This is a genomic window from Erwinia sp. AnSW2-5, assembly GCF_045107195.1.
Classification (GTDB): Bacteria; Pseudomonadota; Gammaproteobacteria; order Enterobacterales; family Enterobacteriaceae; genus Erwinia.
Window position 1 is genome coordinate 154,418 of the sequence record NZ_JBJGXA010000011.1, and the last position, 17,479, is coordinate 171,896.

Here is a 17,479-nt window from a genome sequence, read left to right on the forward strand (position 1 = left end):
TATCCATTTTGCCCGTCGCGTAATCAACCCCATTTTTTACCACAATTGTTGCCAGTTAAGAAGATAAACCCTGCCTGCGAAGGCGATGCCGGGGCAGACTACAACGCAAAAAGACAGGAAGGGAAAGGTTAATAACCTGGATAAATAGGGGGGTGAATCGGAATGGTCCCTTAAAGCCAAATTTTAAGAAGACTCCTGGCTGGAGGGGAGGGTTTAGCATTAACTCAAATTATTGGCTGAGCACGTAAAAAGCCGTTTTTGATTACCGCGCATAATATGTTCCTGGCGGTTTTTTAACCGCACTCCCCTTGTGCTTACGGTCACGAATCAACATGAAATTTTCGCGTCATTAACCCTGCGTGATTACCTGCGTTGAGTCACCTTTATGTCAAAAGGTGTCTAAATGGGTGTCATCAGAATTTTTTTTCTGGTAACTAAATCAGATCATTAATCCGTGCTGGCATTATTTTTCCAGCATTTTTTGACAATTTATCGGTTCCTGTACTAAACCATTAAATTAAAATAATTAATCGTAACGATGGATTTTTATCAAGCCAAACATTCGTTTTATTAATTATATGTGTGTAAGGACGTAAACAAAAAATAAGTCAGTTCTGGTAAGTTTGAGCCATTTTGTTCAGGGGGAATCACTCTCTGACTGTGCATCAGGTGAAAGGTAACGCCCAACACGGCGTGAAAAATTTTGTTTAACGTGAGAAGAAAGTGAAGTTTTTTTTCACTTTCACGCGTTGAGCTTTTAAATCCTGTTATCTGGTGTACATGAGGTTACTAAAATGGCACAGCTCAATGATGGCCGCGTAGATATTCTCTCACGCGACGATGGATCGATCCTTTCCCAGGCCAATGCGGGCTCGTCCAGGACCGTTCTTCTCAATCAACCCAGCATTGTCAAAGTGCATGGCACACGCGAAATGGTGGCCGAATACGAGCGCCAGGGTAACGACCTCATCCTGCACATGAAAGATGGCACCACCGTACGCTACCAGCAGTTCTTCTTCGATGACGTCGATGGCGATCACAGCGAACTGGTGTTCGATGACGGGGTTAAACCGCCGGAACATGCCCTGTTCCCGGTGACCAACGAGTTTGCCGATGCGCAAACGGCAATGGCGTTAACGCCAACGTATGAATCTTTAGGCAGTATTGAACCCCTGCTGCTGGCCGATACCGGTGCCGGCCCTGGCCTTGTCACGGCGGCGGGTCTGGGTGCGCTTGGTCTGGTAGGGGTGGGTGCCGCCGCGTTTGGTGGTGGTGGTGGTGGCGGCGGTGGTAATGATGGCGATAACGGCGGCGGGACGAATCCGCCCACCCCCCCGGTTAACACACCGACACTGACCATCGGCACCTTTGCTGGCGATAACGTTCTGAGCGCCGCTGAAAAAGAGACCACCCAGCTGTTAAGCGGCACCACCACCAACGTGCAGGCCGGACAAACGGTGGTGATTATCCTGAACGGCGTCACCTATAACGCCACGGTCCAGGCCAACGGCAGCTGGAGTGTGGCTGTGCCGGTTTCGGCCTTAGAGGCGCTGGCGAACGGTTCAGCGACCATTTCAGCCTCGGTGACCAACACGGCAGGTCAGTCGGCCAACGATACGCATAACTTCACTGTTGAAACCTCTCCGGCAGCAAATGTGCCGCAAATTGCCATTGCTATTTTTGCCGGTAACGATGTGCTCGACGGCGCGGAAAAACTGACCGCACAGACCCTGAGCGGCACGACGGTTAACGTGCAGCAAGGGCAAACCGTGACGGTTACGCTGAACGGGAAGACCTACACCGGGACGGTTGATGCTGACGGTGCATGGAGCGTGTCGGTCCCGGCGGCCGATCTTACCCTGCTGTCCACGGGCAGTGCGACAGCTTCTGCGACGGTGACCAACACAGGCGGTATTTCTGCCAACGCTACTCACAATTTCAACGTGCAGGCAAGCGCCACCCCAAGCGTCAGCATTACGTCGCCAGTCAGTGACGATGGCTATCTGAGTGCGGATGAAGCACAGGGAACGCTCATTCTGCAAGGGTCTGCAAGCGGTGTACCTGTAGGCACTGCGGTATCTGTTACCCTCGGCGGGCACAGTTATCCTGCTGTCACTCAGGCTGACGGCAGCTGGACGGTCACGGTGCCGTCTGCCGACCTGCAACAGCTCCCACAGGGCTCGAATCTGATCGTTGCCAGCATTACGCTGGCGAATGGCACCGTTATTGAAAACAGCACCACGGTTTCGGTGGATGTGATCACCACTGCGCCTGTCGTGCAGGTTGATCTGCCGTTTGGCGATGGCGTGTTAAGCGGCGCGGAAATCGGTCAGCCGCAGACTGTCACCGGGCATACCGGTGTGACAGGCCCGAATCAGACCGTTTCGATCGATTTTAACGGTACGAACTACCCTGGCACGGTCAATAACGACGGGAGCTGGACTGTCACTATTCCGGCGGGGTCAGTAACAGATCCAACGCAAGGGACATTACCGCTGGTGGTGAACGTCACCGACCCGGCGGGTAACACGGGTATCAACACAATCCAGGTGACAGTGGATAATACCCCTCCGGTTGTCACCGTCGCGCCGTTTGACAGCGCGCTGAATGCTGCCGATATCACGCAACCGTTGGTCATCACTGGCAACAGCGTGGGGGGTAAGTCTGTAACCGTTTCTCTGGATGGGCAGACGTATACCGTTCCTGTGGATTCTGACGGCGTCTGGAGTGTGAATATCCCGGCGTCGGCGTTACAACAGCTCGATCAGGGTAATAACGACCTGATTGTCACCTCCACCGACAAATACGGTAACACCTCCGCTGAAGCCACTCTCCCGCTGACGGTGGATACGCTGGCACCGACCAACGTCACGCTGACGCCTGTCACTGACGATAACTACGTTTCCCCTGCTGAACTGGCTACCCTGACCCTCCAGGGCACGGCAGAAGAGGGCAGCATTATTCGCGTGTTTATCGGTACGCGGGAACTGACCCAGACCAGCGCCGGTAACAATAACACATGGAGCATTGTCCTTTCTGACGCAGACAAAGCCGCGCTGGCCGATGGAAGCTACCCGATCAGAGTGGTGGCAACCGATGCAGCCGGAAACGAAACGACGGTATTCGGTAATGTGACGCTGGCCGTTGAGCCGGGCAGCCAGCCGTCGATCCAGGTGAATGACTTTGCCGGAGACAACATTCTGCAAAATGCAGAACTGGGTGTCGATCAGGCGCTGAGCGGTCGCGTGTTCAACGTTGAGGAAGGCCTGCCTCTGATCGTCACGTTCAACGGCGAGCAGTACTCGACGACAGTGCTGGCAGGGGGGTTATGGAGTGTCATCATTCCTGCTGATGCACTGGCGGGGCTGACTAACGGTGAGTTTGTGAATTACGGTGTGTCCGTGTCCAATAATGCCGGTATCAGTGCCCTGTATAGCGGCAATTATCCCGTGGCCAACGATCCGGCCGTCGTGACGCTGGCCATTGCACCGATCAGTGGTGATAACTGGATCAACGCGACGGAAGCACAATCACCAGTCATCGTTAGCGGCAGCAGTCAGAATCTGCAAGGTACTGAGTTAAACATCATCTTCAACGGTAAAATCTATAGCGCCACCGTAGGGCCAGACGGTAAATGGAGCACTGAGATCCCTGCTGCTGACCTGATAGGGATCGCCAACAATAATTATAATGTCTTAGTCACTTCAGCAGACGATAGTAGCGTCAGCGCAACAGTGACTCTGGGTGTACGGACTGACTTCCCGGACAATGTCACCGTCAATGCCGCATTTGGCGGCGATAATATTCTTAATCTGACCGAGTCAAACTCGCCGCAGACGATTACGGGCAATACCGGATTGACGCTGCCGGATCAGACTGTCAGCGTGCAGCTTAACGGGAACACCTATCTTGCCACGGTGGATACCACCACCGGTGCCTGGAGTGTGAACGTACCTGTAGCCGATTTGAAGGCGCTGCCGCAGAATAGTAACGATTTGATTGTCACGGTGCGCGATGCCGCAGGCAATGTGGTGACGCATAATGCCAGCATTAACGTAGACACCGGGACGCTTGCACCGGATGTGAATCAGGTTGCGGTAGATGGCGTCGTTAACCGCACCGAGCAGGGCCAGCCGCTGGCGCTATCGGGTACGGCGGAAGCGGGCAGCATCATTACCGTAATGCTGAATGGTGTAACCTATACCACTGCCGCAGACGGTAATGGCAGCTGGGGCTTGAGTATTGCGCCTTCGACGCTGCAAACGCTCGCGGATGGTCAATACGATATCCGCGTCACCGCGCGCGATAGCGCCGGGAACGAAGCGACTACGCTGGTGCCGATCACCCTTGATACTGCCTCAACGCCTGTAACGGTTGCCCCGATTTCCGGCGATGGCTACCTCAATGCGCTGGAGCACAATGCGGCACTGGATATTACCGGTACCACGGAACCGGGTGCCAGCGTGATCGTGCGTGTGAATAATGTGGATTACCCGGCCACTGTGCAACCTGACGGTAACTGGACGGTGACGCTTCCTGCTAACGTGGTGTCGGGTCTGGCCGATAGCACCTATACCGTGACAGCGACAGCTACAGACAGCACCGGTAACACCGGCAGTAGCAGCCAGCCACTGACGGTCATTGCGGGCAGCGGTTCACTGCCGGGCATCACAGTCGGTGCGTTTGCGGATGATAATATCCTCGACGGTGCGGAAAAAGGGCTGTCTCAGTTTGTCACCGGGAATACCGTCAATGTCCAGGCGGGCCAGACGGTCACGGTCAGCCTGAACGGTAGCCAGTACACCGGCTTTGTGCTGTCTGATGGCAGCTGGAGCGTACTGGTTCCGGCCTCGGCGCTGCATAATCTGGCAAATGGCACGGACAATTATACGGTCAGCGTCAGCGATGTTGCCGGTAACCCGGCCAGCACCAATGGCAGCTTCACCGTTGATAATACCTTCAGCGCCATCGCCATCGGGGTGATCAGCGACGACAATACGCTGAATGCCGCCGAGGCGCTGTTGCCGCTCTCGATCCACGGTTTCAGCCGCTTTGTTGCCTCAGGCAGTTCTGTATCGGTGTCGTTCCGCGGAAAATTCTATCTCACCACCACCAACAGTGACGGCAGCTGGACGGTCACGGTTCCGCCAGCAGACCTGGCAAATCTGACCAATACCACGCTGACAGTCACTGCCAGCACCGTTGATATCAATGGCAATACCATCACCGTTGAGCATGCGCTGAACAGTGAAGTACTGCCGGGCTTCCTGCTGGAGGTCAATCCGCTGTTTGGGGATGATTATCTTAATGCGGCCGAAGCGGCGAATGCGCAGACCCTGAGCGGTACGACGGGCGTGGAAGGTGCAGGCCAGACGGTCAGCATTGTCATTGGCGGTATTACCTATGCTGGCACCGTTGATACGCTGGGTAACTGGAGCGTTTCGGTGCCTTCCGCTGTGCTGCAAACTCTGCCACAGGGTGCGAACGATGTCTCTGTGACAGTCAAAGACGGCGCGGGCAACAGCATCAATCAGAGCTTCCCGTATACCGTTGATACCGTTGCGCCCGTGGTGACGTTGAATGCGGTGGCAACGGATAACCGCATCAGTCAGGCGGAACAGAATCAGATTCAGACGCTCAGCGGCGTAGGTGAAAACGGTGACCGCATCAGCGTGACACTGAATAACCAGACCTATGAGGTCACCGTAACAAACGGAAGCTGGTCGATTGATCTGCCGGTTAACGACCTGAAAGCGCTGCCGGGCGGCAGCAACACCCTCCAGGTCACCAGTACTGATACGGCGGGCAACACCACTACCGTGATTCGCACGATTGAGGTTGACGGTGCGCCGCTGACAATCAATCCGGTGGCCGGTGACGATGTGGTGAATGCGCAGGAGGCAGGTGCCGGGATCATTGTGACCGGTAGTGTGCCGGAGGGGACCACCACCGTGGTCGTCACCTTCAATAACCAGCCTTACACCGCGGTGGTTGGCAGTGACGGTCAGTGGAGCGCCACCATTCCGGGTACGGCGTTCACCGGCTTACCTGATAGCAGTTATACCCTGTCGGTTGTCGCCACAACGGCAGGTGGCGACAGCGTGACGCTGCCGCGTCCGATTGTGCTGGATACCACGCCACCGGTGTTTGATATCGCGGTGGTGTCTGATGGCTACCTCAATGCCAGCGAACTGGCGCAGCCACTGGCGATCAATGGCACGGGAACCGCAGGCGACAGCGTTCGCGTTACCCTGAACAACAACGTCTATCTCACCACCGTTGATGGTGACGGCAACTGGTCGGTCAGCGTGCCTGCGGGCGACCTCGCGGGGCTGGGTAACACCAGTTACCCGATCAGCGTGGTGGTAAAAGATCCGGCGGGCAATACCTCAACGCAAACCAGCAATCTGGTTGTTGACGTGACTGCACCGTTGCTGACTCTGGATCCGGTGACCGGCGACAACATTATCAACGCCAGCGAACAGCAGAGTGGCATCTCCATTACCGGTATGGGGGAAAATGGCGCAACCATTGTGGTGACGCTGAACAGCAAAACGTACCAGACCACTGTCGGTATTAACGGACAGTGGTCGGTGGATGTGGACGCTACTGACCTGGGCGCCCTGACGGGTAGCAGCTATCCGGTCAGCGTGGTGGCAACCGATGCGGCGGGTAACCAAACCATCAAGACGGGCACCGTGCAGATCAATACTACGCAGCCGACGATCACCGTCGATCTGTTTACCGGAAACGGTATTGTTGATGGGGCAGAGCAGCATGTCAGCCAGAAACTGACCGGGACCACCACCAATGTGGAAGAGGGGCAGCGCGTTACCCTCACTTTAGGGGGTGTCACCTACAGCGGCCTGGTGCTGGCCAGCGGTGCATGGAGCATCGATATTCCGGCAACTGTGCTGGAAACGTTAAGTAACGGGCAGCAGAACTACAGCGTGTCTGTCAGCAACAGCGCCAATACAACGATCACCCAAACCGGCAGCTTCGAGGTGAATAACCTGCTTTCCGGCCTGGCGATCAGCCCGATCAGCGGTGATGGTTTCCTCAATGCGCAGGAAGCGTTACAGCCGCTGGTGATCAGCGGGACCTCGGCCAATTTCGATGCCGGCACCGTATTGACGATCAGCCTGAACGGTATTCCGCTGGGGACCACCGCCGTGGTGGATGCCAACGGTAACTGGACATTAACGCTACAGCCAGGCACGGTCACTTATACCAATGGCCCGCTGGTGGTCAGTGTCTCGGGTGAAGATGCGACGGGAGCGGTGGTGAACGGCAGCAGCACGCTGGATGTGCATCTGACCAATCTGCCTGTTGCGGCGGTGAATCCTCTGTTTGGCGGTGATGCGGTGCTCAATGCGCTGGAGGCAGGTACGGCACAAACCGTCACCGGAAGCACCGGGGTTTCTGGCGACGGTCAGACCGTTTCCGTGACGCTGGCAGGCATCACCTACACCGGTATTGTTGATGGCAGCGGAAACTGGAGTGTGGTGCTGCCGGGTACCGCTCTGGCAGCATTACCGCAGAATAGCAACAGTCTTCTGGTGCAGGTCAGCGATGTGGCAGGTAATCCGTCTCAGATTACCGCGACCTTTAACGTTGATACCCAGGCACCGAACGTAACCGTTAATCCTGTTGCGGGTGATGGTGTGCTCAATGCGGTAGAGCAAGGCAGCGATCTGGCGATCAGCGGCACCGGGGAAAACGGCAGCACGATTGTGGTGACTCTGCACGGCGTCACCTATCCGCCGGTCATCGTGAGTGGCGGCGTCTGGACGGTCAACATCCCGGCAGCCAATTTACAAGCGATCCCGGATGGTACTTACCCGAATGATCTCAGCGTAACGGCAACGGATGTGGCGCAGAACAGCACCACTGTCACCAGCCCGCTGGTGGTGAAAGCGGATGCGGCCGATCTGCCAACCATTACGGTGAATACGTTTGCCGGTAACAATATCGTTGACGGCGCGGAACAGCAGACCAGCCAGTTGCTGTCGGGCACCACCACCCATGTTGAACCGGGCCGGACGGTGACCGTGACTATTGGTAATCAGGTGTTCAGCCCGCTGGTGCAGTCGGATGGCAGCTGGAGTGTCAGCATTCCGTCCGGCGCACTGCTGGCATTGCCCAATAATCAGACCACCATTAACGTTGCGGTAAGCGATGCGGCAGGTAACCCGGCCAGCAATAACCTCAATGTGACCATTAATAATCTGGCATCGGGGATCAGTATCGATCCGATCAGCGATGGCTATCTCAATGCCGCTGAGGCGCAGCAGCCGCTGATTGTCACCGGCCATACGGCCAACGTGGCGCAAGGCAGCTCGCTGGTGCTGAATATTAACGGTACCAACTATTCGGCGATAGTCGGCAGCGGCGGCGCATGGAGTGTGCTGGTGCCTGCGGGCGCGCTGGCAGGGCTGCCTGATGGCCAGGTGACCGTCACCGCCAGTGCAGTGGATGCCAGCGGTAATCCGGTGTCCAGCAGTTCAACGTTGAACATTCAGGTCCACAATCTGCCGAACATCAGCGTCGATAACCCGTTTGGCGATGGCACATTGAACGCCAGCGAAGCCTCACAGGGGCAGACGCTGCATGGTACCAGCGGCGTGACGGGTGCAGGACAGACCGTCTCCGTATTGATTGGGACAACCACCTATACCGGTACGGTTGATAGCAATGGTAACTGGAACATTCCTCTGTCACCCGCCGTCTTGCAGCAACTGCCACAAACGGGTGTAAACCTCGTGGTCACCGTCACCGATGCCGCAGGGAACAGCAGCAGCAAGCCGGTGAGTGTCGCGGTCGATACGGTTGCGCCAACGATCTCTCTGAATGCGATTTCTACCGACGGCGTGATCAATGCCAGCGAAGCCACGCAGGATGTCACTATCAGCGGTAGCAGTGTCGGAGCACAGATCGGCCAGACAGTGACCGTGGTGTTCAATGGACAGACTTACTTCACCACCATCACGGATGCTAATGGCAGCTGGGCGCTGGATATTCCGGCCGGATCGCTGACCGGTGTAGTCAACGGCGTCTATACGCTGACGGCCACCGTGACGGATGCCGCAGGCAATACGTCGCTGCCAGCCACTACCGATGTCACCCTGTCTGTCAGCTCATTGCAGCCGACCATCAATACGCCGTTTGGTGATGGTTACCTCAGCTACGATGAAGCCCATAACGTCAATGGTCAGACACTGAGCGGCACCACCGGCTCGACCGGTGCCGGGCAGACGGTGACCGTCACCCTTAACGGCCAGGATTACGCCATCACGGCGGACACCAACGGGAACTGGGAACTGCCACTGACCAGCACCCAATTACAGAACCTGGGCGAGGGCAGTCTGACCATCACGGTGGAGGTGACTAATGGTCAGGGGAATACCGGCACCATTGACAGTTCCGCCATCGTTGACCTGACCGCCCCGACGCTGGACTTTGTCGTTTCAGGTGACAACGTCATTAATCCGACTGAAATTCAGCAAACCGTTACCCTCCAGGGCAGTGCCTCGCCGGATGAAGCGGGCCAGCAGGTCAGTATTATCTTCAATAACACGCTGCCTGCTTACCTGGCGACCGTGCAGGACGACGGCAGCTGGCGCTTTGACCTGCCAACCAGTGCAACCCAGGGGCTGGCGGATGCATTCTATACCGTCACGGCAACGCTGACTGACAAAGCGGGCAACGTCACCGAAACGACGCACCAGGTGGAAGTCAGAACAGACGTGGACACGTTGCCGACAATTACCGTGGATGCGATCACCGGTGATGACTATCTGAACACTGAGGAACTGGGCGAAGTGCTGCAATTGAGTGGCACCACCACCAATGTGCAGGATGGCCAGATCGTCACCATCACCTTCAACGGGCAGACCTTTGACGCGACGGTGACGGGAGGACAATGGAGCTATGACGTGCCTGCAAACCTGGTTGGTACCATCGGTGATGGACCACAGCAGGTCAGCGTGACGGTCACGGATATCTATGGCAACGTCGCCAACAACACCCATGATTTTACCGTGATTGCCCGTGGGGACGATCTGCCTTCCATTATCATCAATCCGGTCACCAGCGATGACATGATTGACTACAGCGAGTCGCAAAATGCGAATGGTATTACCGTCACCGGTAGCAGCAAGCATATTCCGGCCGGTGAAACCATTACCGTGAGTGTTAATGGAAAAGACTATCTGGCGACCGTCGACAGCGAAGGTAACTGGACAGCCAACATTCCGCAGGCTGATGCGCAAAATCTGCCGCAGAACAGCAATACCATTACTGCGACGGGCAATGATGTAGCAGGCAACACTGCGAATGCCAGTGACACGTTCACCGTTCACAGCGAACCGCCGTTCTTGAGCATCGATGCCAATCTGGTGACCGACGGTATCCTTAGCCTGGCCGATGCCCTGACCGGGCTGGTGCTTAGCGGCACCGCGCCAGCCAATCTGAGCGTGGATATTAAACTGGGTAGCGGACAGGATGCCAAAGTGTACAGCGTGCAGGTGAATGAAACCGGCCACTGGACAACCACCATCCCGAGCGCTGACCTGCTGGCGCTGGTGGACGGCGAACTGGGGATCAGTGTCTCCGTCAAGGATGCCTACGGCAACACTACGGAGCAAATCCTCAACGTTGACGTGGATGTGCATGCCGTTACTGAGCTGACGCTGGATACGCCATTCCTTGACGGGCTGCTGAATGGTCTGGAAGCAACAGGAGAACAGGTTATCACCGGTACGGTAGGTAACCTTCCTGTTGGGGCGAGCCTGGTCGTCAGCGTGGGTACGCTGACAGGGCTGCCGGTGACGCTGAATGGCGACGGAACCTGGACAGCCACCATCCCGGCAGGTGTTCTGGTGGCTCAGGGTAATGGGATCATTCAGGTCAGTGTTTCAACCGAAGATGCCGTGAACCCGGTTAGCATTTCTGCCGATGCCGAACTGGTGCTGACCACCACGCTGAGCCCAACGATTACCACGCCGTTTGTTGATGGTCTGCTGGATATTGCAGAGGCTGGAGTCGAACAGGTACTGTCAGGTACAACGGGCCTGGTCGGTGAGGGACAAACCATTGAGCTTACGATTAACGGCGTGCCATATAACGCGACCGTAGATGCCAACGGTATCTGGACTGCCACCTTAACTCCGGTACAGCTGCTTGCGCTGGGCAACAGTACGGGGACAGGCCATGAAATTGTGGTCATCATTCATGATGCAGCGGGTAACAGTGCAGAGACCTCGCTGGACGTTCCCGCCATTGTTGTTGGCTTGCCAACGGTGACCATTAACCCTCTGTCACTGGCAGTCGACAGTATTCTGACGAAAGATGAGGTAGCTGCAGGGATTACCTTGGGGGGAACCGTCACCTTTGGTGGTACCGCAGCCACCACTCATGTGATTGTGAATGTAAACGGCACACCTATTGAGGCAACGATTAACGGTGACGGCACCTGGAGTCTGCCGCTTTCGGGAAGCGTGCTGGCCACCTTGCCGGATGGTAACTGGCCAATTTCGGTCACGGTGACCGATGGCGTGGGCAACACGGGGCAAGCGCCGGGTACGTCACTGACGGTGGCGATTAATAATGTACCTGCACCCACTATTACCACGCCGTTTGTTGATGGCTTACTGAATCTTGCGGAAGCCAGCGAATCTGTGGGCCAGGTGTTGCGTGGCTCAACCCATCTGACTGGCGGCGGTCAGACGGTGACCGTCAGCATCGATGGCGGTACGCCAGTGAATGCCACAGTGACCGCCGATGGCAACTGGTCGCTGGACTTGACTTCACAACAACTGCTCGACCTCGGCAGCGGCCTGCACACCATCAGCGTCACGGCATCCGATGTCTATGGCAACGAATCAACGGTGGGTGGCAGTTACACGGCCGCCTTAACACTACCCGTACCGGTGTTTGAAACCCATTTCACTAATGATGCATTAGGTATCACTGCTCTCAACGGTGCTCTCACTCTGGAAGGATCAACCGGTGTGACGGGGGCGAATCAGGGCGTCGTGCTGAAAGTAGACGTTAATGGCATTAGCTATACCGGTACGGTAGACACGAATGGTCACTGGGTCGTCGAACTGCCTGCTGGCGCGCTAAGCAGTCTGAGCACTGGACCTCATGATATTAGCGTGACGGTGACCGATGCCGCAGGCAATACCTCAACTGAAACACTGAACTTCACCGCTTATGCCACATTGCCACAGCCGAGTGTTGGCCTGGCATTCGTTGACGGGTATCTCAACGCCAGCGAGCTGACAAATGGCGGTACGTTGTCAGGCTCAACCGGGATAATGAGCGCAGGTCAGTCAGTGAGTATCGATATTAACGGGCAAACAATCCCGGTAACAGTGGCGTTAAACGGCAGCTGGTCAATCACCCTTGGCACGGCCGTGCTGACGGGTCTGAGTGACGCCTCACATGAATTCACCGTAACCGTTACTGATCCAGGGGGGAACATTGCGTCGATCACGGAGAGTTTCATTGTTGATACCACCGTGCCAACGATCACCGATCTGGTCTTTGCCGGGAATGATAGCCTGAATTATCTGGAAAGTCTGACCACGCAAACGCTCACCGGTAAGGTGAATGCCGCGGACGCGGGTTCCACCGTCACCTTAACGATTGGTACTGGTCCCAATGCGCAGGTGTTAACCGGTTCGGTGCTGGCTGACGGCACCTTTAGCGTCAATGTTTCGGTGAGCGCATTAACCGCACTGGTCACTGCGGGGGGGGCATACAGCGTGTCGATCACCGATGCGGCTGGAAACCAATCCGGTGTCAGTGGGTCGGTTGGGATCGATCTGACTCCACCGTTGACGCCATCCGTTACTCTTAATCCGGTGACGGGTGACAATATTATTAATATTGCCGATGGAGCAAGTGTCACTCTGACGGGATTACTGCATAACGCAACGCTGGGGGCAGGAACCCTGACCATTACAGTGGGGGGTACGCAGGTCAGTTCCATTCCTATCTTTGCTACTGGCATTAACGATACATGGACGACAACACCGATATTGACCTCGGCGTTTGTGCAGGGTTCGGGTTCTGTGAGTGTTGAAGTCACCTATACGCCAAGTGTCGGACAGGCGGTGAGCAGCACGACCACGGTAGTGGTTGATACCGTGGCACCAACCCTGACGGTGGGGGCCTTCGCTGGAAATGATGTGCTGATTGCCAGTGAAGCCGCTGTTACACAGATGATTAGCGGGACATCGTCTGAAGTCGGGGCGACGGTTTCCGTTACCCTCGGGTTGAAAACGTATACCGCAGTGGTTCAGGGACCCCTGGTCAATGGTGTCGGTAACTGGTCGCTGAATGTCCCGGCAGGGGATCTGCAGGGGCTGTTGCAGACGGTGAGCTCAATTACCGCGACGGTGACGGATAGCGCGGGTAACACGACCATCACATCACATCCGATTGTGGTAGATACCATTGCGCCAGTCCTGAGTCTTGGTGTGCTGGCGGGCGATAATGTTATCAACAGTGGTGAGTTGGCGGATATCCAACTGCTCAGCGGTAGTGCTGTGGGGGCCGAGAACAGGACCGTTGACGTTTATCTGGGGAACACACTGCTCGCGACAGCCGCAGTCGGGACTGATGGTCTCTTTTCCATTCCGTTCGGCCCGGCGATGCTGGCGCTGCTGGCTAACGGCACGAACGTGCTGAGGGTGACGGTGGCAGACGCCAATGGTAACGAGAGCAGCTCGTCACTGACGGTCAGTAAAATACTGAATGCCGATTTGGCGCTGACAGTAGCCCCATTGTTTGACAATGGTTATCTGAGCAAAATCGACCTTGGTTTGCCTCATACGATTACCGGTACCGCTACTTCAGCGATAGGCGGTACGGTATCGCTGTCGATTGGCGGACAAAATCTCACGGCCATAGTAGGCCAGGATGGGAAATGGTCACTGTCCGTGCCCGCGTCTGCGTTGACCAATATTACCGATGGTTCGCTGTCGCTGAATGTGGTGCTGACGGATACGGTTGGAAATACCGTCTCGGTACCTCAAACGGTGACCGCGATTATTGATAATGTGCCCGTTGTGGGTGCGCTCACTGGCCTGTTTGGCGGTGATAACAGGATCAACGTTGCAGAGGCCACGGACCAACTGGGTCAGATCATCGGGGGTAACCTGCTCAATACGGCAATAGGCTCAACGGTAACCGTTACCTTGGGTGTGAAATCTTATACCACTACCACGCTGGCGAATGGTGCCTGGAGTGTCACCCTCTCTCCTGCCGATCTGCAGGCACTCGGTACGGGCAATGTGTCGCTGGGTGTGACGGTGGTGGATCCGGCAGGTAACACCGCCAGCAACACGGCGACGATCGGTGTCTTTAATAAGGCGCCGGAAATTGCGCTGGACACCATCTTCGGTGACGGCGTGCTGAGTATTGCCGACGTAACGAACTTCGCCAGCCAGCTGATCAGCGGTACGGTGAAAAACGTGGCAACCGGCACGGTTATTTCACTGAATTTGGGTGGGTTGGTCACGGTACAGGCAACGGTGGATGTCAGCGGCAAGTTCAGCACCACTCTGACGCAGGCACAGATCCTCTTGTTGACGGGCGTGCCTTCCCTGACGGTCACGGCCTCGGTGACGGATGTGGCGGGTAACCACGCTGAAGTCACCTCCGGGCTGCAGTTAAGCCTGACCGCGCCAACCCTGAATCTCAATCAGGCAACGCTGTTTGGTGATGGTCTGCTGAATGCGGCGGACGCCCTGACCACCCAGTTGATCAGCGGTACCACCACCGCCGGTTCCCGCGTGGTGGTGACGGTCGGTAACAGCACCACACCGCTGGTCTCTGCAACCGCAGATGCTGGCGGGCTGTTCAGCCTCGGGTTAACCCCATCGCTGCTGGCGAGCCTGGCAGACGGCGCACTGTCGTTGAAGGTAACGGTCACCGATACGGCGGGGAACACCACCAGCAACACACTCAATGCCACCGTGGGTATTCATGCTCTGCCGTCGGTTACGCTTAACCCGCTGTTTGGCGACGGAGTATTAAGTGTGGCGGAGGCGCTCTCCTCCGCAGGACAGCTGTTGAGCGGGCATGTGAATAATGTCCCAACCGGGACCGTGGTCAGTATTAAAGTCGGTGGCCTGACCTTGCAGGGGAGCACCGATTCCAGCGGCGACTTTGGCATTACACTGACTTCGGCGCAGCTGCTGGGGTTGACTACCGGGGGACTTACGGTGTCGGCGACGGTGACGGATGCCGTCGGTAACACCGCCAGCAGTAGCGCAGGTGTCACTATCGGGGTTTCTGTTCAGCCTACGCTGACGGTGGGTACGCTGTTTGGTGATGGCGTTCTGAGTGCTTATGAACTGGCAACAACACAGACGGTCAGCGGTACCTCCACGGCGGTGGCTGGCTCAACGGTCACCTTTACGCTGAATAACCATCTTTATACCGCCACCGTTGGCAGTAGCGGCAGCTGGAGTACCACATTACTGAAAGCCGATCTCGTCGCGCAGTCCAACGGAACACTGACGATTAACGCCACCGTGACTGACCCGTACGGCAACACGCAGACGGCCAGTAATAGCGCCAATGTCATTGCCAAGAGCACGCCAACCATTACCTTTGGCACGCTGTTTGGTGATGGTGCCTTGAATGCGGTAGAAGCCCAGACGACGCAAACTATCTCTGGTACCACGTTCAACGCGGAAGGCTCGACGATTCTGGTCCATGTCGGCACGCAGACGTACAGCACCGTGGTGGCAGCCAACGGCAGCTGGAGCATATCGGTTCCGTCGGCAGATCTGAAAGCGCTGCCGGATACCACCACCTCCATCAGTGCCGATCTGGTTAATGGTGCGGGTACCAGCACTGGCACGATTGCGGTTCCGGTGATTGTTGGCACCCATACCACGCCAACGGTGACGCTGACCAACACGGCCGGTTTCAGCGACGGTTACCTTAACCTCTCCGAATCGGGTACGGCACAAACGATATCCGGCACATCCACCAATGCGGCAGGAGGCCAGGTCACAGTTAACCTTGAAGGGACGCTTTACACCGGCACGGTGGCCAGTAACGGCACCTGGAGTGTGTCCATCCCGTCTTCAGGGCTGACTTCTCTGGCAGACGGGCAGCATACCGCGGCAATTAGCATCGCTGACCGGGCGGGTAACACCACCAGTACCAGCACCAGCTTTAACGCGGTCACCCACAATCTGCCGGCCATCGGGGTTGATCCAATTGCCAGCCTGTTAAGCGTATTGCTGACCGGGTTGACCATTTCGGGCGGCACCCTGCGGCTGGCGGCTGGGACAACGGTGAATATCACCCTGTCGCAAAGCGGGCAGACACAGACAATGTCCACCACGGTGGGAGCCAACGGGCGCTACAGTGCTAAGTTCGTCGGTGGTTTACTCAGCGCATTGAATCTCAGCTCGGTGGTCACGGTAACAGCCGTTGATGCGGCAGGTAACCCGGCGTCCACGGTCACCACGCTGCTGCTGGGTTCTCTGTTGCCGCTGGCGACCACGGCATCAGTGATGATGGCGGTGGCGTCCGATGAATCCCTGGCATCAATCGATACCTCCTCAGTCAGCACCACCAGCAGTAGTGAAGAGAGTACGACTGCTACCGTGCATACGGCGGCAAGGGTGGACTCAACACTGGTGACCGACAGCGATACCAGCAGCACCGACAGTGCCACCACCACTACGGCCAGTACCACGGCCAGCAGTGAAACAGTGGCATCGACAACGGATGACGGCAGCTACACCATCGGCGGGGTGACCATTACCCTGGCAGATGGTCAAACCTTGCACGGTGATTCCGTGACGGGTAGCGTCGGTAACGACACCATCACGGTGAGTACGCTGGACTTCACGCACATTGATGGTGGTGCAGGGACGGATACGCTGGTATTGAACGGTGAGCATATTACGCTGGATCTCACCTCGCTCGGCCTGAAAATCGAGCATGTGGAGATTATCGACCTCGGCACCTCGGGCAATAACAGCATCAAGCTGGACTTGAACGAAGCGCTGAATATTACCGATAAACAGAGTGATGATCTGCTGATCAAAGGGACGCTGGGTGACCAGGTGACGCTGGCGAATACTGACGGTGGCGTCTGGGCCACCACCGGGCAACGTACGGTAGAAGGACAGACTTTTGACGTTTATCACAACTCGGCGTTGTCGTCAGACAACACCCTGGGCGATGTGCTGATTCAGCATAATCTCCAGGTCCATGTCGTATAACGAAAAAATAACGCCTGCGCGGGTCGCATTCCCGCGCAGGGCGTCTAAAGTTAAGGAGAAGTGATAGATTGGTAGCAAAGCAACCAAAACAGCGGCTTCGGCCGCTGTTGTTGTTTGTGGTCCTGAATAAACCAGCCAATGGTTTTTTAAAAGTGAGTAAAGCAGTAATTACAATAAGATATAGGGGTCTTGACGCGGAGTTATTCCAGATTTCGGCC

Annotated in this window: 1 protein-coding gene; it reads left to right on the top strand. The window is 56.4% G+C overall.

All coding sequences use genetic code 11. The features are described 5' to 3' along the window. Positions 1 to 794: 794 nt before the first annotated feature. Positions 795 to 17,261 carry an Ig-like domain-containing protein gene (locus ACFL9S_RS10120; protein ID WP_405261733.1) on the top strand — a complete coding sequence of 5,489 codons (16,467 nt, stop codon included), beginning with the start codon at positions 795 to 797 and terminating at the stop codon, positions 17,259 to 17,261. The last annotated feature ends 218 nt before the right edge of the window (positions 17,262 to 17,479 follow it).

Bases quoted from the DNA above. Each gene is read 5' to 3' on its own strand.
- ACFL9S_RS10120 (WP_405261733.1), top strand. From the start codon at position 795: ATGGCACAGCTCAATGATGGCCGCGTAGATATTCTCTCACGCGACGAT.